General features: G+C 63.4%; 13 protein-coding genes. 7 read left to right on the plus strand and 6 right to left on the minus strand.

Going from position 1 to position 18,874, the window contains the following annotated elements; translation table 11 throughout:
* From THI_RS08015 to THI_RS08025, 3 genes are all read right to left on the minus strand, one after another.
* Nucleotides 1-1,740: an ABC transporter transmembrane domain-containing protein gene (locus THI_RS08015; RefSeq protein WP_013105750.1), complete on the minus strand. Its 1,740-nt coding sequence runs from the start codon at nt 1,738-1,740 to the stop codon at nt 1-3.
* Nucleotides 1,741-1,849: 109 nt separating this feature from the next.
* A complete protein-coding gene (locus THI_RS08020) occupies nt 1,850-2,347 on the minus strand; it encodes a bactofilin family protein (RefSeq protein ID WP_013105751.1) in 498 nt (165 codons plus the stop codon).
* A gap of 9 nt (nt 2,348-2,356) precedes the next feature.
* Nucleotides 2,357-3,325, minus strand: a complete 969-nt coding sequence (locus tag THI_RS08025; protein ID WP_064135046.1) for a M23 family metallopeptidase — start codon at nt 3,323-3,325, stop codon at nt 2,357-2,359.
* Between the two features lie 201 nt (nt 3,326-3,526).
* Between THI_RS08025 and uvrA the strand changes: the two genes are divergently transcribed.
* The 6 genes from uvrA (at nt 3,527) to THI_RS08055 (ending at nt 15,241) form a co-directional block, all read left to right on the plus strand.
* Nucleotides 3,527-9,466 (plus strand): excinuclease ABC subunit UvrA, encoded by a 5,940-nt coding sequence (gene uvrA, locus THI_RS08030; protein WP_013105753.1) that lies wholly within the window; start codon nt 3,527-3,529, stop codon nt 9,464-9,466.
* A 98-nt stretch (nt 9,467-9,564) separates the two neighbouring features.
* Nucleotides 9,565-10,815 carry an NADP-dependent isocitrate dehydrogenase gene (gene icd, locus THI_RS08035; RefSeq protein WP_013105754.1) on the plus strand — a complete coding sequence of 417 codons (1,251 nt, stop codon included), beginning with the start codon at nt 9,565-9,567 and terminating at the stop codon, nt 10,813-10,815.
* Between the two features lie 354 nt (nt 10,816-11,169).
* Nucleotides 11,170-11,496 (plus strand): ATP-dependent Clp protease adapter ClpS, encoded by a 327-nt coding sequence (gene clpS, locus THI_RS08040; RefSeq protein ID WP_013105755.1) that lies wholly within the window; start codon nt 11,170-11,172, stop codon nt 11,494-11,496.
* A gap of 10 nt (nt 11,497-11,506) precedes the next feature.
* A complete protein-coding gene (clpA, locus tag THI_RS08045; RefSeq protein WP_013105756.1) occupies nt 11,507-13,819 on the plus strand; it encodes an ATP-dependent Clp protease ATP-binding subunit ClpA in 2,313 nt (770 codons plus the stop codon).
* 385 nt (nt 13,820-14,204) lie between these two features.
* Nucleotides 14,205-14,579 (plus strand): hypothetical protein, encoded by a 375-nt coding sequence (locus tag THI_RS08050; protein ID WP_013105757.1) that lies wholly within the window; start codon nt 14,205-14,207, stop codon nt 14,577-14,579.
* 191 nt (nt 14,580-14,770) lie between these two features.
* Nucleotides 14,771-15,241, plus strand: coding sequence for a hypothetical protein (locus tag THI_RS08055; protein WP_013105758.1), 471 nt, complete (start codon nt 14,771-14,773; stop codon nt 15,239-15,241).
* 81 nt (nt 15,242-15,322) lie between these two features.
* Here the strand turns inward: THI_RS08055 and THI_RS08060 are convergent, their stop codons facing one another.
* The 3 genes from THI_RS08060 to THI_RS08070 all read right to left on the minus strand — a co-directional run bounded on the left by THI_RS08060 (nt 15,323) and on the right by THI_RS08070 (nt 16,924).
* Entirely contained in the window at nt 15,323-15,676 is a 354-nt protein-coding gene (locus THI_RS08060) for a type II toxin-antitoxin system RelE/ParE family toxin (RefSeq protein ID WP_013105759.1), read from the minus strand.
* The gene (locus tag THI_RS08065; protein WP_013105760.1) at nt 15,676-15,954 is read right to left on the minus strand and encodes a type II toxin-antitoxin system Phd/YefM family antitoxin; all 279 of its coding nucleotides are present in this window, start codon (nt 15,952-15,954) and stop codon (nt 15,676-15,678) included. Before THI_RS08065 ends, THI_RS08060 begins: the two co-directional genes overlap by 1 nt.
* A 67-nt stretch (nt 15,955-16,021) precedes the next feature.
* Nucleotides 16,022-16,924: a LysR family transcriptional regulator gene (locus tag THI_RS08070; protein WP_013105761.1), complete on the minus strand. Its 903-nt coding sequence runs from the start codon at nt 16,922-16,924 to the stop codon at nt 16,022-16,024.
* A gap of 108 nt (nt 16,925-17,032) precedes the next feature.
* Between THI_RS08070 and ilvD the strand changes: the two genes are divergently transcribed.
* Nucleotides 17,033-18,874: a dihydroxy-acid dehydratase gene (gene ilvD, locus THI_RS08075; protein ID WP_013105762.1), complete on the plus strand. Its 1,842-nt coding sequence runs from the start codon at nt 17,033-17,035 to the stop codon at nt 18,872-18,874.

The raw sequence follows: 18,874 nt of genomic DNA on the forward strand, positions 1-18,874 counted from the left end.
TCACTGCATGAACTGCAGCGACGCCAGGCTGGCGTAGAGGCCGCCGCGAGCCATGAGTTCGGCGTGGGTGCCGATGTCGATGATGCGGCCCTGATCCATCACCACAATGCGGTCGGCGCGCTGCACGGTGGCGAGGCGGTGGGCGATGACCAGGGTGGTGCGGTCGCGCATGGCGTGTTCGAGCGCGGTCTGCACATCGCGTTCGCTGGCGGCGTCGAGCGCGCTGGTGGCTTCGTCGAGCAGCAGCAGCGGGGCGTTTTTCAGAATGGCGCGGGCGATGCTGATGCGCTGGCGCTGCCCGCCGCTCAAGCGCACGCCGCGCTCGCCCAGATAAGTGGCGTCGCCCTGCGGCAGTTCGCGCAGAAATTCTTCAGCCTGCGCCGCGCGGGCTGCGGCCTGCACTTCGGCGTCGGTGGCTTCAGGGCGGCCGTAGCGAATGTTGTCGGCCGCGCTGGCGGAAAAAATCACCGCGTCCTGCGGCACCAGGCCGATGCGCTGGCGCAAGGCCTTGAAGTCGGCCTGCTGCACGTCCACGCCGTCGATACGGATGCTGCCTTGCTGCGCGTCGTAAAAGCGCAGCAGCAGTTGCAGCACCGTGGTCTTGCCCGCGCCGCTGGGGCCGACTAGGGCCACGGTTTCTCCGGGTTCGATTTGCAGCGAAAAGTCGTCGAGCGCCGGTTTGTCCGGCCGCGAAGGGTAGAAAAACCGCACATGGTCGAGCACCACCGCCGAGCCGCGCTGCACCGCGGGTAGCGCGACCGGATGCGCCGGATTGCGCACGGGCGATTGCTCAGCCAGCAGTTCCATCAGGCGCTCAGTGGCGCCGGCGGCGCGCAGTAGATCGCCAAACACTTCGGCCAGCGCAGCGGCCGAACCGGCCACCAGGCCGATGTAGAGCACCGTCTGGCCCAGAACACCGGCGCTCATGCGGCCTTCCATGACCGACACCGTGCCCAGATACAGGCCATAGAGCAGGGCGCCGAACATGGCGACGATGATGAAGGCGGTGAGCAGCGAGCGCACCTTGTTGCGGCTGACCGCGGTGCGGAATGCGGTTTCGGCCGAGTTGGAAAATCGCCGGGCTTCGTCGTCTTCGCGGGCGTAGCTCTGCACCACAGGCATGGCGGCGAGCACTTCGGAGGCCAGCGCGCTGGCGTCGGCTATGCGGTCCTGGCTGGCGCGCGACAGGCGCCGCACACGGCGGCCGATGAACACGGCGGGGGCCACCACCACGGCAATCACCACCAGCACGCCCAGCATCAGACCGGGATTGGTGATGATGAGCATGGTCATACCGCCGATCAGCACCACCACGTTACGCAGTCCCATGGAAAAACTGGTGCCGACAACGGTCTGCACCAGCGTGGTGTCGGTGGTGAGACGAGACAGCACTTCGCCGGTTTGCGTGTGCTCGAAAAACTGCGGGCTCTGCCGCAGCACGTGGGCATAGACGGCGCTGCGCACATCGGCGGTGATGCGCTCGCCCAGCCAACTCACCATATAAAAGCGCGCGGCGGAAAACACCCCCAGCGCCACGGCCAGCCCGAACAGTCCGGCGAAATGCCAGCCTAAAGCCGCCCGGCTGGCTTGCGCATGCAGCATGCCGGCGTCGATCAGCCAGCGTAGCGCCATGGGGAAGGCCAGGGTGCTGCCCGCAGCGAGCAACAAGAAGAGCAGCGCCACCGCAATGCGTCCACGATACGGGCGCAGAAACGGCAGCAAGCCGCTCAAGCTACGCATCGAGCGGCTGCGGGGGCGTTTGTCGGTTTGGGGGAGGGAGCGGGATGAGGCGTATTCGGCTGACATGCAGGCATTACAGCATGTCAGCTTTCAGCATGCAGGATGAATGTCAAACGGCGGATCGAATGTCGGGATCGCCTTGCGCCTGATTGGGCTCGGGCACCTGAGCCTCGTGATCGAGTTGCAGCACCTCCGGCTCTTGCGTCATGCCGGTGCGGCTGTAGCCGGTGAAATGCGCCCCGGCTTCGATGTCGAGTGATTGTGCCGTCACGTCGCCTTCGACCTGACCCTGGCCGTGAATGCGCAGTTGTTCCGTCGCGTGCACTTTGGCCTTGATGCGCCCGTGCACCAGCACACTGCGAGCGCTGACCTGTTTGCCTTCGATCGCGCCAGTGGTGGAGACTTCGAGATCGCCATCGACCTGCACCGTGCCGAAGATCGTGCCGTCAACGCGCAGATTGCCCGCCGCGCGTAGGTCGCCATGCACCTCGCTGCCCGCACCGATGTACGTCAGCGCCGAGGGTGTGACGGCGGTCGTCGCGGCGGAGGCGGCGGCGGATTCTTTCGACCAGACATCGGTGGTCTTCGGCGTTTTCGGCTTGAACATGAGACAGTCCTATCGTTGGGCAAGCAGGTAGATGGTGGGGTCGAGCGTCTTGTCCCCGTAGAGCAAGGTGTAGTGCAAATGCGGGCCGGTGGAGCGGCCGGTATTGCCCGACAGGGCGATGACCTGACCACGGGTGACCGTATCGCCCGCCTTGACCCGGATGGTGCTGAGATGGCCAAACAGGCTGCGATAGCCGAAGGGATGGTCGATCACCACGCAGTTGCCATAGCCCGACTTCCACCCCGCACTCTCGACCACGCCGTTGGCGGTGGCGTGGACGGGCGTCCCCGGTTTCACGCCGAAGTCGATGCCGTTGTGAAACTCCACGCCGCCGCCCATGGGGTTGGGGCGCAGGCCGTAATCCGATGTGATGGGCGCATCGCCATTGACAGGGTCGCCCATGGGCCGCGCCGCCTCCAGCGAAGCGAGGTGATGGGCTTGCGGCAGCAACAGACTCAGGCGCGCACCGATCAGATCGACTTCATCATGCAGCAGCGCTGGGGCATTGGCCGCGTTGAGCGGTTGGGCGATGCCGCCCTGGTTGACGTTTTTCTCCTCCACCGGAAACTGCTCGGCCCGCTTCTGCACAAATCCGCGCATGGTGGTGGCGAGGCTATCCACGCGTTGTTTGAGCGCGAGAAGATGGCTGGCCATGGCGCCGTTTTCGGCCTGTAGCCGGGCGTTGGCGCTCTGGGCGGTGGCGGCTTGCGCGGCCAGTTGATCCGCACGCTGCTGCAGATTGCCGCTGGCGACTTGGCGCCAGGCCATGAAAAACGTGACCATGAGCCACAGGGCCACGGCCGCCAGCACCCAGAAAGCCGCACGACGCAGGGCATCGAGGTCGATACGGAAACTGTGCGCGGCATGGCCCGGCCGGGTAATGAGAATTTCCAGATGCCGCGAGTGCGCCGCCGCGCGCGGGTTGGCTGGCTTGCCGAACAGGGCGGAGATCAGGGCAGGGCGCTTGGGCAATCGCATGAGTGAAGAGTCTGCGGGCGGATCGTTGACAAATTCTACCCAGCGCAGGGGGCGAGCCCCCGCAAACGCGGGTGAATGGTTACAGCTTGAAACGACACAGTCGGGCGCGGCTGAAGGACGGCTGTGAGTCAGTTTTTGATGGGCCGCCAACGCAAAGTCCTGCTGGAGACGCGGTGCAATCGCTGCCGGTATAGTGCTCGGATGACTGCACATTTCCCCAGCTCTTCGGCCTCTTCCTCAGATGGGGAGAGCGCCATCCGCATCATCGGTGCGCGGCAGAACAATCTCAAGAACCTCGATCTGGACATTCCGCTGGGGCGCATTGTCGTCGTCACCGGCGTTTCGGGGTCGGGCAAGAGCTCGCTGGTGTTCGACACGGTGTACGCCGAAGGCCAGCGGCGCTATGTCGAGACTTTCTCGCCTTACGCGCGGCAGTTTCTCGACCGCATGGATCGCCCGCAGGTCGATCGCATCGAGGGCATTCCGCCGGCGATCGCCATCGATCAGACCAACCCGGTGCGCACCTCGCGTTCCACCGTGGGCACCATGACCGAGCTGGCTGATCATCTCAAGCTGCTGTTCGCCCGCGCGGCCAGACTGTACTGCCGCGGCTGCGGCGCGGAGGTGCGGCGGGATACGGCGCAGAGCATCGTCGAGGACGTGCAGCGCCGCGCGCGCCTGCTGCCGCAGGGGCTGCGCGCCGCCGTGGTGTTCGCGGTGGCAATGCCGCAGGGCATGAGCGTGGAGCACATCACCCAGCAGCTCGCCGCGCAGGGTTACACCCGCATTCTCGGCGAGCGCGACACGCCCAAAGGACGGGTGCTCGACGTGGTGCAGGACCGGCTGCGTCTGCCGACCGACGAGCCCGCGCGGCTCAGTGAGGCCGTCGAGGTGGCGCTGCGGCTGGGCCAGGGACGCATGGAAGTGCACGAGCTGCCGCGCGATGCCGAGGCCGCCGAGGGTAAAGGAGCCATCTGGCGTTATTCCTCGGATCTGCACTGCCCGGATTGCGACATCCATTACCGCGACCCCAGTCCCGGCCTGTTCAGCTTCAATTCGCCTGTCGGCGCTTGCGAAACCTGTCGCGGCTTCGGCCGGGTGATCGGCGTCGATCTCGATCTGGTGATTCCCGATGTGCGTAAAACCCTGCGGGCCGGGGCGGTGAAACCCTGGCAGACGCAGAGCTTTGCCGAATGCCAGACCGATCTGGAGCGCTACGCCGCGCAGGCCGAGATCAGGCTCGATGTGCCTTGGGCCGACCTCAGCGAACGCGAGCGCATCTGGGTCATCGAGGGCGACCCCGATTGGCGCGGCAACTGGCAGAAGCAGTTCTACGGCGTGCGGCGCTATTTCGACTGGCTGGAGAGCCGCGCTTACAAGATGCATGTGCGCGTGCTGTTGTCCAAGTACCGCAGTTACACCGCCTGCCCCACCTGCCAGGGCGCGCGGCTCAAGACCGAAGCGTTGCTGTGGCGCATCGGCTCGAAGCTCCAGGCCGACACCGCGCTGCAAGGCGGCTACCGGCGCTTCCGCCCGGTCGGGGCGCTGTGGAGCGACGCCGTGCTCGGTGGTCTGCCAGGCTTGAATCTGCACGACGTCAATTCACTGCCGATCGAGCGCCTGCAGCGTCTGTTCGCCGATCTGGCGCTGCCGGACATGGCGCAGGCCGCCAGCAGCATGCTGCTCGACAACATCCGTTCGCGGCTGCGCTACCTGCGCGATGTCGGCCTGGGCTATCTCACCCTCGACCGTCAGTCGCGCACCTTGTCGGGAGGAGAGGTGCAGCGCATCAACCTCACCACCGCGCTAGGTACGGCGCTGACGCAAACCCTGTTCGTGCTCGACGAGCCGTCCATCGGTCTGCATCCGCGCGATCTCGACCGTCTGGGCGGTGTGCTGCATCGGCTCAAGGAGGCGGGCAATTCGCTGCTACTCGTCGAGCACGATCCCCAGCTCATGCGCACCGCCGACTGGATGCTGGAAATCGGCCCCGGCCCGGGCGAGCGCGGCGGGCATCTGGTATTCCAGGGCACACTCGATCAGGCGCAGCGCTCAAACACGCTGACCGGCCGTTACCTCAGCGGTGAACTGAAGGTGAGCGACGCTTTACCGCGCCGACGCACCCCGCGCCGCGATGCGCAGGGCGGTCTGCTGGCGCCACGCCTCATTCTGGAAGGCGCGCGCGAGCACAACCTCAAGTCGCTGACGGTCGAGATTCCGCTGGGCTTCATGACGGCGCTCACTGGCGTGTCGGGCTGCGGCAAATCCACCCTCATCGGCGACGTGCTGTATCCGGCGCTGGCCCGCTCGCTGGGCAAGACCGCACCCGTGCCCGGCGCTTTCGACCGCCTGCTCGGCGCCGATCAGGTGGGTGACGGGGTGCTGGTCGATCAGTCGCCCATTGGCAAGACGGCCCGTTCCAATCCGGTGAGTTTCGTCGGCGCTTTCGACGGCATTCGCGCCCTGTTCGCCGCTTTGCCCGCCGCACGCGAGCGCAGCTACACCGCGGGCACTTTCAGCTTCAACAGCGGCGACGGCCGTTGCCCCACCTGCGGCGGTTCGGGCTTCGAGCATGTGGAGATGCAGTTCCTGTCGGACGTCTACCTGCGTTGCCCCGACTGCGACGGCAAGCGCTACCGCGCTGAAGTGCTCGAAGTGCAACTTCCGGCGCAGGCCGGGTTCGCCCCGCTGAACATGGCGCAGGTGCTCGATCTCACCGTGGCCGAGGCGCTGCAGCGCTTTCGCGGCCAGTCCGACATCACCCGGACGCTGCAGGCCCTGGTGGATGTGGGACTGGACTATCTACGCCTGGGCCAGCCCACGCCAACGCTCTCAGGCGGCGAGGCGCAGCGGCTCAAGCTCGCGGGTTTTCTGGCCGAGGCCGCCAAGACCCGCGCCGGGCTGGCGCGCAAGGGCACGCTGTTCCTGTTCGACGAGCCGACCACCGGCCTGCATTTCGACGACGTAGCCAAACTGCTGCGGGCCCTGCGCAAACTGTTGGACGCCGGGCACACCGTGCTGGTGATCGAGCACAACCTTGATGTCATCGCCTCGTCGGACTGGGTCATCGACCTCGGCCCCGAAGGCGGTGACGCCGGGGGGCGGCTGGTGTTCGCCGGTCCGCCCGACGAACTGGCCGCCTGCGCGACATCGTTCACCGGCCAGGCGCTGGCGCGGGATGCGGCGCAACGACGGGCCGGGCAAAACCCCTCCCCACCCCAACCCTCCCCACTCAGTGGGGAGGGGGTGTTCTCCTCCTCCACGCGTGGGGGAGGCCGGGAGGGGCATCCGAAGGACGCGCGAAGCGCCGTTCTCACCTCCTCCACTTGTGGGGGAGGTCGGGAGGGGGCAGCGAACGCCTCGTCTCTGTTGCAAGCCGCCGAACCCGCTGCGACCTACTCCGCCGCTGACGAACCCGTCGGCCCGCACCTCGCCAGCGCGCTGCGCGCCGGCAAGGCTGGATTCATCGCCATCCGTCTGGCGCGTGAGCACAATCTGCGCGGGGTCGATGTGGATATTCCGCGTGGCGAGATGACGGTCATCACCGGCGTTTCCGGTTCCGGCAAATCGACCCTGGCCTTCGACGTGCTGTTCACCGAAGGTCAGCGGCGCTATCTGGAGTCGATCAATGCCTACGCCCGGCAGTTCGTGCAACCCGCGGCGCGGCCCGATGTGGAGGCCATCGTCGGCATTCCGCCCACGGTGGCCATCGAGCAACGCACCAGCCGCGGCGGGCGCAAGAGCACCGTGGGCACGCTCACCGAGGCGTACCACTTTCTGCGACTGATCTATGCCAAGTGCGGCACGCAATACTGTCCCGACTGCAACATCCCCATCGAGCCGCAAAGCCCCGAGGCCATTGCCGCGCAATTGCTGCGCGACTGGCGCGGTCAGCACATCGGCCTGCTGGCGCCGCTGGTGGTACAGCGCAAGGGATATTACACCGATCTGGCGGTGTGGGCGCGCAGCATGGGCTACACCCATCTGCGGGTGGACGGCGCATTCGTGCCGACCGATCCCTGGCCGCGGCTCGATCGCTTCAAGGAGCACAGCATCGAACTCCCCGTGGGCGATGTGGTGGTGCGGGCGGAGAACGAGGAGGCATTGCGCGATCTGCTGCGGCGTGCCTTGGCACTGGGCAAAGGCGTGGTGCTGGTACTGGCGCCGCTCGATGGTTTGAAGGAGGCGATGGAAGCCGGGCAACCCGAGCCGCCGATGCGCAGCCTGCTGCTGTCCACCAAGCGCGCCTGTCCAGGCTGCGGGCGCAGCTTCCGCGAACTCGATCCGCGTCAGTTTTCCTACAACTCGCCCACCGGCTGGTGCCCCACTTGCTTCGGCACAGGGGAATTGATTGCTGGTTTCGATGCCGAGCAGACCGGCGAGGAGGCCGCCTGGGTCGAGGCCGATGGCGAGAAAGCGACGCCGCGAGACAAACCGGGCCGGGGCCGCAAGGCCGCGCCCGTGGCTGAGCCGGGCGCTCCGTCCACCTGCCCGAGCTGCCACGGCGCGCGGCTGAACCGCGACAGTCTGGCGGTTCGGCTGCGCGATCAGTCCATCGCCCAGCTGGCCGCACGCGACATCGATGCCGCCGCAGCCTGGTTCGGCGCGTTGGAACTCACCCCGCGCGAAGCCGAGATCGTGCGCGACGCCCTGAGCGAAATCCGTTCGCGCCTGGCCTTCATGCAGCAGGTGGGCCTGGGCTATCTGGGGCTGGACCGCGGCGCGCCCACGCTCTCCGGCGGCGAGGCGCAGCGCATCCGGCTGGCGGCGCAACTCGGCAGCAATCTGCGCGGCGTGTGCTACGTGCTCGACGAGCCGACCATCGGCCTGCATCCGCGGGACAACCGCATCCTGCTCGACGCGCTGGCCCTGCTCAAAGCCAAGGGCAACACCCTGGTGGTGGTGGAACACGATGAAGACACCATGCGCCGGGCCGACCATCTCATCGACATCGGCCCAGGGGCGGGGCGTCGTGGCGGGCAGGTCGTGGCCAGCGGCGCGCTGGCGGAAGTCATGGCCCATGCCGACACGGCCACCGCGCGCAGCCTGCGCGATCCCATGCCCTGGCCGCTGCAGCCGCGCCCGCTCACCCGGGCCGTCCAACCCGCGTTGCATCTGCATAGTGCGCATCTGCACAATCTGCAGGGCTTGAGCGCGCAGTTTCCGCGAGGACGGCTCACCGTGGTCACTGGGGTGTCGGGTTCGGGCAAATCCACGCTGGCCCGCGAGGTGCTGGTGCCTGCGCTGCGTCAGCGGCTCGCAGGGCATTCGGGCGAGATCGACGGCGCGGGCGATCTGACGGGCTGGGAGGGCCTGGAGCGCGTGCTCGAAGTCGATCAGTCCCCCATCGGCAAAACGCCCCGCTCCTGCGCCGCCACCTATCTGGGCCTCTGGGACGGCATTCGTCAGTTGTTCGCCGACACCGAGGAAGCGCGCATCCGCGGCTATTCCGCCAGCCGCTTCTCCTTCAACACCGGCCCCGGCCGCTGCCCGACCTGCGAGGGGCAGGGCGCGGTGAAGGTGGCGATGAACTTCCTGCCCGACGTCACCGTGCCCTGCACCGATTGCAACGGTCTGCGCTTCAACCCTGAAACGCTCGCCGTGCGGCTGCGCGGCCGCAACGCCGGCGAGGTGCTGCAGATGGAGGTGGACGAAGCCGTCGAGTTTTTCGCGGCGCACCGCAAAATCCATCACGCGCTGCAATTGCTGCAGGACGTGGGGCTGGGTTATCTGCAACTCGGCCAGCCCAGCCCCTTTCTGTCGGGCGGCGAGGCGCAGCGCATCAAGCTGGTTACCGAGCTGGCCACCGCCGGAACCCGGCCGACGGTGTACGTGCTCGACGAGCCGACCGTGGGTCTGCACAAGACCGATACCGAAAAACTCATTCGCGTGCTGCACCGCCTGACCGACAGCGGTCATACCGCGGTGGTCATCGAGCACGACCTCGACATGATGGCCAATGCCGACTGGCTGATCGATCTCGGCCCGGAAGGCGGCAAGGGCGGCGGGCGGCTGGTGATGCAGGGGCCAACGGCCGACTTCCTCAAGGCCGATGCGCCGGGGCATACCGCCAAGGCGCTGCGCGACGCCTGGACGCAGCATCAGGCGCAATATGGAGTGGCGCACGCCGATTTGGCTTGAGCCACGCAAAAACCCACTCTTATGTCATATACAAGACTGTTTCATTCCACCCTCGCCGAGGCATAGAATGCTCGGGTTACTACCGAAGGAGACCCCCCATGGATCAACACATCCGCGTGCCCGCAGGCGAAAAAATCACGGTCAACCCGGACTTTTCGCTCAACGTTCCCGACCATCCCATCATTCCTTACATCGAGGGCGACGGCACGGGCTTCGACATCACCCCGGTGATGATCAAGGTGGTGGACGCGGCGGTTGAGAAGGCCTACAGCGGCAAGCGCAAGATCGCCTGGATGGAAATTTTCGCCGGCGAAAAGGCCACGCGGGTGTACGGCCCTGACGTGTGGCTGCCCGAGATCACCCTTCAGATCCTGCGCGATTACGTGGTGTCGATCAAGGGCCCGTTGACCACCCCGGTGGGTGGCGGCATCCGCTCGCTCAACGTCGCGCTGCGGCAGGAGCTCGACCTCTACGTCTGCCTGCGTCCGGTGCGCTATTTCCAGGGCGTGCCATCGCCGGTCAAACACCCGGAAAAGACCGATATGGTCATTTTCCGCGAGAACTCCGAAGACATCTACGCCGGCATCGAGTGGGCCGCCGAGTCGGAGGGGGCGAAGAAACTCGTCAATTTCCTCATCAACGAGATGGGGGTGAAAAAAATCCGCTTCCCCGAAACCTCGGGCATCGGCATCAAGCCGGTGTCGCGTGAGGGCACCGAGCGGCTGGTGCGCAAGGCCCTGCAGTACGCCATCGACAATGACCGCAAGTCGGTCACCCTGGTGCACAAGGGCAACATCATGAAGTTCACCGAAGGTGCCTTCCGCGATTGGGGCTACGGTCTGGCCGGCAAGGAATTCGGCGCGCAGTTGCTCGACGGCGGGCCGTGGATGCGCTTCAAAAATCCCAAGACCGGCCGCGACATCGTGGTGAAAGACATGATCGCTGACGCCTTCCTGCAGCAAATCCTCCTGCGCCCGGACGAATATGACGTGATCGCCACGCTCAACCTCAATGGCGACTACGTTTCCGACGCGCTCGCGGCCCAAGTGGGCGGCATCGGCATTGCGCCGGGCGCCAATCTCTCCGACAGCGTGGCCATGTTCGAGGCCACCCACGGCACCGCGCCGAAGTATGCCGGTAAAGACTATGTCAACCCCGGCTCAGAAATTCTGTCCGCCGAGATGATGTTGCGCCACATGGGCTGGGTCGAAGCCGCTGACCGCATCATCGCCAGTATGGAAAAATCCATCCTGTCCAAACAGGTGACCTACGACTTCGCCCGTCTGCTGCCCGACGCGACCCAGGTGAGCTGCTCCGGCTTCGGTCAGGTGATGATCGACCATATGTGACCCTCGTTGCTGGCGCCTGAAAGCGCCCCCAGACCTGCCGCGTTCGCGTCAGCCCCCGAAGGGGATGAGGCCCGCGGCTCCAAGCTGCCCTGCGGCAGCTTGGACGGAGCCGAATCCGAGCAGCTTGCAAGCTGCGAGGTGGACAAGAAAACTTGGGGCGGCCCTGCGTTTTCTCATAAGACCGCTCCGGCGGTCTTTTTTATGCGGGTTGCGAGTGAGGGATCATCCGCTCTTGTTTTCTGTCGGCCCCGCCGCAGATGGATGGCTCGGATGCGGTTTTTTGTTATTCGGCCGACCTTGCGGAATTACCCTTGGCGACAACAAACCACGGCAGACCTCCCTACAATTTTGAGCATGTCAGCTTCCCATTCCCCCCCTCCAGCAGACGGCGGCGCCGTCGTTGTCGAGCGTCAGACGCTGCGGCTCAAGCCGCCGGCGATGTATCAGGTCATCCTGCTCAACGACAACTTCACGCCGATGGAATTCGTGGTTGTCGTGATTCAGCACTATTTCAACAAAGACCGCGAAACGGCGACGCAAATCATGTTAAAAGTGCACCGTGACGGCCGGGGCGTTTGCGGGGTTTACACCCGCGACATCGCGGCCACCAAGGTGGAGCAGGTGATCGGCGCGGCCCGTCAGGCCGGTCACCCTTTGCAGTGTGTGATGGAAGCCATTTAGGAGGCTCGTGATGATTGCGCAAGAACTGGAAGTCAGCCTGCATATGGCTTTTGTCGAGGCGCGCCAACAGCGCCACGAATTCATTACCGTCGAGCATCTGCTGCTGGCCCTGCTCGACAACCCTTCTGCCGCCGAGGTGCTGCGCGCTTGCTCGGCGAATCTGGACGATCTGCGCAAAAGCCTGACCGCGTTCATCAAGGAAAACACCCCCATCGTGCCGGGTTCGGACGATGTGGACACCCAACCCACGCTGGGATTCCAGCGCGTCATTCAGCGCGCCATCATGCACGTGCAGTCCACCTCCAACGGCAAGAAAGAGGTGACGGGCGCCAATGTGCTGGTGGCGATCTTCAGCGAGAAAGATTCGCATGCGGTCTATTACCTGCACCAGCAGGGTGTCACCCGGCTCGACGTGGTGAATTTCCTCTCGCATGGCATCCGCAAGTCCGAGCCGGTCGAACCGGCCAAGTCGGCCTCGGCGCCGAGCGAAGACGGTGGGGACGAGAAAGAGGGCAAGGAATCGCCGCTCGATCAGTTCACCCTCAACCTCAACGCGCTGGCGCAGCAGGGCAAGATCGATCCGCTCATCGGCCGCGAGCATGAAGTCGAGCGCGTCATTCAGATTCTTTGCCGCCGTCGCAAAAACAACCCGCTGCTGGTGGGTGAAGCCGGCGTGGGCAAGACCGCTATTGCCGAGGGTCTGGCCTGGCGCATTACCGAAGGGCAGGTGCCGGCCATTCTCCAAGACGCCGTGGTCTATTCGCTCGACATGGGCGCGCTGCTGGCGGGCACCAAATATCGTGGCGATTTCGAGCAGCGCCTCAAGGCCGTGCTCAAGCAACTCAAGGACAAGCCGCACGCGGTGCTGTTCATCGACGAAATTCATACCCTCATCGGCGCCGGCTCGGCTTCGGGCGGCACGCTAGACGCCAGCAATCTGCTCAAGCCCGCGTTGTCGTCGGGCCAGTTGCGCTGCATCGGCGCCACCACCTTCACCGAGTATCGGGGCATTTTCGAGAAAGACGCCGCGCTGTCGCGCCGTTTCCAGAAGATCGACGTGGTCGAGCCCAGCGTGCAACAGACCGTCGAAATTCTGCGCGGCCTTAAGTCTCGGTTTGAAGAGCATCACGGCGTGAAGTATTCGCCCGGCGCGCTGTCGGCCGCGGCCGAGCTTTCGGCCAAATATATCAACGACCGCCACCTGCCCGACAAAGCCATCGACGTCATCGACGAAGCTGGCGCGGCGCAGCGCATTCTGCCCAAGAGCAAGCAGAAAAAGACCATCGGCAAAATCGAGATTGAGGAGATCATCTCCAAGATCGCCCGCGTGCCGGTGCACAGCGTCACCACCGACGATCGCTCCAAGCTCAAGAGCCTCGACCGCGATCTGAAAAACGTCGTGTTCGGGCAAGAGGCCGCCATCGACGCGCTGGCCGCCGCCATCAAAATGGCGCGCTCCGGCTTGGGCAAGCCCGACAAACCCATTGGCGCCTTCCTGTTCAGCGGCCCCACGGGCGTTGGCAAAACCGAGGTGGCCAAGCAACTGGCGTTCACTCTGGGCGTCGATCTCATTCGCTTCGACATGTCCGAATACATGGAGCGCCACACCGTCTCGCGCCTCATCGGCGCGCCGCCCGGCTATGTGGGCTTCGACCAGGGTGGCCTGCTTACCGAGGCCGTCACCAAGAAGCCGCACGCCGTGCTGCTGCTCGACGAAATCGAGAAAGCCCACCCGGATGTGTTCAACGTGCTGTTGCAGGTCATGGACAACGGTACCCTCACCGACAACAACGGGCGCAAGGCTGACTTCCGCAACATCATTCTCATCATGACCACGAATGCCGGCGCGGAAGCCATGCAGAAATCCGTCATCGGTTTCACCAATAAGCGCGAGCAGGGCGACGAGATGGCCGACATCAAGCGCCTGTTCACCCCCGAGTTCCGCAACCGGCTCGACGCGACCATCAGCTTCAAGCCGCTGGACGAAACCATCATCCTGCGCGTGGTCGACAAATTCCTGCTCCAACTCGAAGCCCAACTGGCTGAAAAGAAGGTGGACATCACCTTCTCCGACGCCCTGCGCAAGCATTTGGCCAAGGCCGGTTTCGACCCCCTCATGGGCGCCCGCCCGATGCAGCGTCTCATCCAGGACACCCTGCGCCGCGCCCTGGCCGACGAACTGCTGTTCGGCCGCCTGGTCGATGGCGGGCGGGTGTCGGTGGATATTGACGAAGCGGCAGCCGAGAAAGACAAAATCAAACTCGACATCACCCCGCCGGAACCGCGCCCGAAGAAAAAAGAAGCCGAGGACGCCGCAGCCTGACGTTCTCAGGCATCGGTTAATTAATGCGCCCCGTTATGCGGGGCGTTTTACTTTTTGATGCGGGTGTTTCAAATGTGGCGCGGGCTGTGGGTGGGGCAGGGGATAGACTCAGCCCAAGGAATGGTTCGGGAGTGCTGCGAACATAGACCTGATCCCAATTCTCCTCCCTCGCGCAGTTGATCGAGCAGGCGCACCGACTGCAGGACGGTGGTTGCCGGGTTTCGTGGTACGTTTATACCTGTTTGTTTGCACAAGTCAATCGCGCGGAACCTAAGCCAAAAGCGGCTTAGCAGCGCAGGCGCTGCCCAGAATATCCCGCAACGGTCAGCTTATTTGGCAAGGATTGCGGGATATATTACGTTTGGCAACTTGATCGGAGGCAGCAATGAACTTGGATGAATTCGTCAAGGAAGTCCTGTCCCAAATTATCTCTGGTATCCGTAGTGCCCAGAAGGCCAAAGGCGGAGCCTTTGTCGTTCCAGCAGGCGATGGAGGTCACGACTACGCAAAACACCCAAGGGTGTCATCGAGTGCTCGAATCAAATCCACCATCGTCGATTTCGACATTGCTCTCACGGTCGAAGACTCAAGCAAAGGCTCTGGCGGCGGAGGGCTTAAGGTTTTTGGTATTGGCGCAAATGTTCAGGGCGAGCTGGCATCCAAAGACACAACAGTTAGTCGCATCCAATTCGCGGTTCCAATCCTTTTGCCTACAAGCGAGCGCGACTGGGACGTAGAATTCAAGGACAAGGGTGAGTAAGTTGCCCAGGAATGACGGAGGTCAGGTCTAGTTTTGATATATTTGCGACAAGCTAGACCTGACCCCCGTTTTTTCGTTTTTGTACAAGTGGTTTAATGACACCCAGGCGAACGGACGTCGGCCATGAGGGGCAGAGGTGGTATCTAAAGATCGTGCTTCCGACTAAAAAATGAAGTAAAGGGTCCAACATCATGATCCACACAGCCGAGGTTGTCTTTGGGATTTTTTTACTGGTATTTTTCATTAAAGCAGGGGTAGAAATTATTCGATCTCTTCGGGAGAGGGTCGATGCGGTTGCCTGGAAAGTTGATTCAATTGAATCAACTATGAAGCAACTCGATCAAAAAATTGAGGAAGTAATTGATTGCAGGTTCAATTACTCATTGACTAATGTATACAATGAAAAGCAATTGCTTGGCCATGAGTGGCAGTATAAGATTGAGGATGGGCATTGGGTGACGGCCATTTACAGCGAGAAAACAAAAAAATTTATCGTTAAACATTTTCGAACCGACGAAAATGTCCAAAAAATAAATCTAGGTGAAAGAATTGCAAGCGACATGAAGCATAACGCCGAAAACATCTATGGCGGGGTGCCTGACAACGCAAAGGATATGCGATTTTGCAACGGCATATATGTGCCTGAAGACCTGAATCCGTGACTTCAGGAAAGATCGGGTTCAAGGAAAGTGCAGGAAAGTAACGGGGTCAGGTCTGGCTTCATAGCATAAAACGAATCTATCCTAGATTTGCCCTTGCAAGGTTTCTTTGCCTGGACCATCACCTGCGAAGAAGTCGTTTGAGAAGTATGTTTGTATAATCCTGACGGTGGCCTGCTGCGAGGTAGAGATAGGTTTTTCCGTCAAGTCGTTGATAGACCAGTTGGTGGTGGGATGTATAGGCGTTTTATAAATGGTGATGCCTACAGCAGCCAGTTCTGGAATCGGTGAGCCGTCTACAAAGCCTGTTTCTATCAGGTGCAATTTTTCAAAAATTTCATCTTCTGCAAGCCCCCAGGCTGATTCTCCCCATTGATCTAGCATGTAGTCTTGCAGCGACAGCAAATCGTCCTGTGCGTCAGGAAGGATGATGGCCATTATCTACGGTGCTGGCGGGCAGCTTTTAGTTGGGCGCGTGATTCCTCGACTGAAAGCGCTTTCCCCTGTTGCTGGTCATTCTCGCCGAGGGCGATGATTTTGAGCGCGGCAATGAGCGCTTCTTTTTCCTGAAACTGTTTGACATGCTCAATCACCATGCTGGCCTCGCCATTTTGGGTGATGACATAGGGAGTGCCGTTCAATTCCAGATCTTCGGATATCTGGGCGGCGTGGCTTTTGAGGTAGGAGATGGATTTGATGTTGCTGACGGATTGCATGGGGCCTCCGGGGTGAATTCAGTCTGAATTTGGTCTGAATTCAGTCTCAGTCAATGACCGCAGTGGCCTACGTCTGCGCCAGACCTTGCGCAGCTTCTTGTAGCGCCCGGATGAAATTCTCCCGCAGGGGATTGGACGTCTGGGACAGTTGAAGAATGCCGAGTTCGATGTTGGCGGGTTGGCCGAGCAGGGGGCGGTACTGCACGCCGGGGCGTTTTAGCTGGCGTAGTGAAGCCGGCACGAGAGCCACGCCCATGCCGCAGGAGACCAGGCCGATGACGGTTTGCATCTGCCGGGCGTGCTGGGTGATGCGGGGGGCGAAACCGCTGGCCTGACACAGGCTAAGGGTGAGGTCGTACAGGCCGGGGCCGATGTTGCGGGGCGGCACGATGAAGGGTTCTTTGGCGAGGGCGCGTAGATCGACGGCGCCGCTGCCTTCTCGTAGGACGGGGTGGGCGGTCGGGGCGGCGAGCATCAGCGGCTCTTGCAGCAAGGGGGTGAAGGTCAGTCCGGGCTCGTCCACGGGGGCGAGGCCGATGCTCAGATCGAGTTCGGCGGCACGAAGCTCGCGGATCTGGGCATCGGTGGTGAGTTCGTGCAGCTGCACGTCCACTCGCGGATACCGCGCGCGAAAACTCTTGAGGGTGGGCGGCAGGATGCCGAAGTCGGCGATGGAGACGAAGCCGATGGACAGGGTGCCCGCATCGCCACGCTCGGCCTGGCGCACCCGCTCGACGGCGTGTTCGAGCTGTGCGAGGACGGAGCGGATGTCTTCAAAGAAGGCGGCACCCGCAGCGGTGAGCGTCACGCCGCGGTTGCTGCGCTCAAGCAATCGGGCGCCCACTTCGTCTTCAAGCGCCTTGATCTGGGTGGACAGCGGCGGCTGCGAGATGTGCAGCCGCTCGGCCGCGCGCGAGAAGCTGCCTTGTTCCGCAATGCTCACAAAGTACCGGAGCTGCCGCAGTTCCATGATTCGTTTGGCATATAGCGCTGCCATAAAAAATGTATTGTTCAATATAGCCGAGGGGCGGGACAATCTGCCTCTTTGTCCATCATTTCCCCGCAGGAGAACCGCCCCATGCCCGCCTACCGTTCCCGTACCAGCACTTCCGGACGCAATATGGCGGGCGCCCGCGCACTGTGGCGCGCCACCGGCATGCAGGACGGCGATTTCGGCAAACCCATCATCGCGGTGGCCAATTCGTTCACCCAGTTCGTGCCCGGCCATGTGCATCTGAAAGATCTCGGCCAGTTGGTCATCGAGGAAATCGAGCGCGCGGGCGGGGTGGGCAAGGAGTTCAACACCATCGCGGTGGATGACGGCATCGCCATGGGGCACGACGGCATGCTCTACAGCCTGCCGTCGCGCGACATCATTGCCGACAGCGTGGAGTACATGTGCAACGCGCATACGGCCGACGCGCTGGTGTGCATTTCCAACTGCGACAAAATCACCCCGGGCATGCTGATGGCCGCGCTGCGGCTGAACATTCCGGTGGTTTTCGTGTCGGGCGGGCCGATGGAGGCCGGCAAGACACGGCTGGCCGGCAAGGTGATTTCGCTCGACCTGATCGACGCCATGGTGGCCGCGGCCGACGACAAGGTGTCTGACGACGACGTGCAGGCCATCGAACGCTCGGCCTGCCCGACCTGCGGGTCGTGCTCGGGCATGTTCACCGCCAACTCGATGAACTGTCTGACCGAGGCGCTGGGTCTTTCGCTGCCGGGTAACGGCTCGCTGGTGGCCACGCACACCGACCGCGAGCAACTGTTCCGCCGCGCCGGGCGCACCATCGTCGATCTGGCCCGCCGTTATTACGAAGGCAACGACGACAGCGTGCTGCCGCGCCGCATCGCCTGCAAGGCGGCGTTCGAGAACGCGATGTCGCTGGATATCGCCATGGGTGGTTCGACCAACACGGTGCTGCACCTGCTGGCGGCCGCGCAGGAAGGCGGCGTCGATTTCGGCATGGGCGACATCGACCGCCTGTCGCGCAAGGTGCCCACGCTGTGCAAGGTCGCGCCGTCGAGCCACTATCACCTCGAAGATGTGCACCGCGCCGGCGGCGTGATGGCCATTCTGGGCGAGCTCGACCGCGCCAAGCTGCTCGATACCCGCGTGCCGACGGTGCATGCGCCCTCGCTGGCCGCCGCGCTCGATACCTGGGACGTGGCGCGCCAGCCCAGCGACGACGTGCAGGCCTTTTACCGCGCAGGCCCGGCGGGTGTGCGCAGCACGAAGGCGTTTTCGCAGAGCTGCCGTTACGACACGCTGGACACCGACCTCACCAATGGCTGCATCCGCGATGTCGCGCACGCCTACAGCACCGACGGCGGGCTAGCCGTGCTGTTCGGCAATCTGGCCGAACGCGGCTGCATCGTCAAGACCGCCGGGGTGGACAAGAGCATCCTCACCTTCTCCGGCCCCGCCGTGGTGCTGGAAAGCCAGGACGCGGCGGTCGAGGCAATTCTGGGCGGGCAGGTGAAGCCGGGCGATGTGGTCGTCATCCGCTATGAAGGCCCGCGCGGCGGCCCCGGCATGCAGGAAATGCTCTACCCGACGAGCTATCTCAAATCGAAGGGCCTGGGCAAGGTCTGTGCCCTCATCACCGACGGCCGCTTCTCGGGCGGAACGGCGGGGCTGTCCATCGGCCATGTATCGCCCGAAGCGGCCGAGGGCGGCGCCATCGGCCTGGTGCGCACGGGCGACCGCATCGTCATCGATATTCCCAACCGCCTGGTGCGGGTGGATGTGAGCGACGACGAACTGGCCCGCCGCCGCGCCGAGCAGGATGCCCGGGGCTGGAAGCCCGCGGCGCCGCGCGCCCGCAAGGTGAGCCAGGCGCTCAAGGCCTATGCCAAGCTGGTGACCAGCGCCGACAAGGGCGCGGTGCGCGACGCTAATTTGCTGGACGATTGA

This window comes from Thiomonas arsenitoxydans, assembly GCF_000253115.1.
In the GTDB taxonomy this organism is placed as follows: domain Bacteria; phylum Pseudomonadota; class Gammaproteobacteria; order Burkholderiales; family Burkholderiaceae_C; genus Thiomonas; species Thiomonas arsenitoxydans.

Coding starts and splice junctions, on each gene's coding strand:
- THI_RS08015 (WP_013105750.1), bottom strand. CDS start 1,740: ATGCGTAGCTTGAGCGGCTTGCTGCCGTTTCTGCGCCCGTATCGTGGA.
- THI_RS08020 (WP_013105751.1), bottom strand. CDS start 2,347: ATGTTCAAGCCGAAAACGCCGAAGACCACCGATGTCTGGTCGAAAGAA.
- THI_RS08025 (WP_064135046.1), bottom strand. CDS start 3,325: ATGCGATTGCCCAAGCGCCCTGCCCTGATCTCCGCCCTGTTCGGCAAG.
- uvrA (WP_013105753.1), top strand. CDS start 3,527: ATGACTGCACATTTCCCCAGCTCTTCGGCCTCTTCCTCAGATGGGGAG.
- icd (WP_013105754.1), top strand. CDS start 9,565: ATGGATCAACACATCCGCGTGCCCGCAGGCGAAAAAATCACGGTCAAC.
- clpS (WP_013105755.1), top strand. CDS start 11,170: ATGTCAGCTTCCCATTCCCCCCCTCCAGCAGACGGCGGCGCCGTCGTT.
- clpA (WP_013105756.1), top strand. CDS start 11,507: ATGATTGCGCAAGAACTGGAAGTCAGCCTGCATATGGCTTTTGTCGAG.
- THI_RS08050 (WP_013105757.1), top strand. CDS start 14,205: ATGAACTTGGATGAATTCGTCAAGGAAGTCCTGTCCCAAATTATCTCT.
- THI_RS08055 (WP_013105758.1), top strand. CDS start 14,771: ATGATCCACACAGCCGAGGTTGTCTTTGGGATTTTTTTACTGGTATTT.
- THI_RS08060 (WP_013105759.1), bottom strand. CDS start 15,676: ATGGCCATCATCCTTCCTGACGCACAGGACGATTTGCTGTCGCTGCAA.
- THI_RS08065 (WP_013105760.1), bottom strand. CDS start 15,954: ATGCAATCCGTCAGCAACATCAAATCCATCTCCTACCTCAAAAGCCAC.
- THI_RS08070 (WP_013105761.1), bottom strand. CDS start 16,924: ATGGAACTGCGGCAGCTCCGGTACTTTGTGAGCATTGCGGAACAAGGC.
- ilvD (WP_013105762.1), top strand. CDS start 17,033: ATGCCCGCCTACCGTTCCCGTACCAGCACTTCCGGACGCAATATGGCG.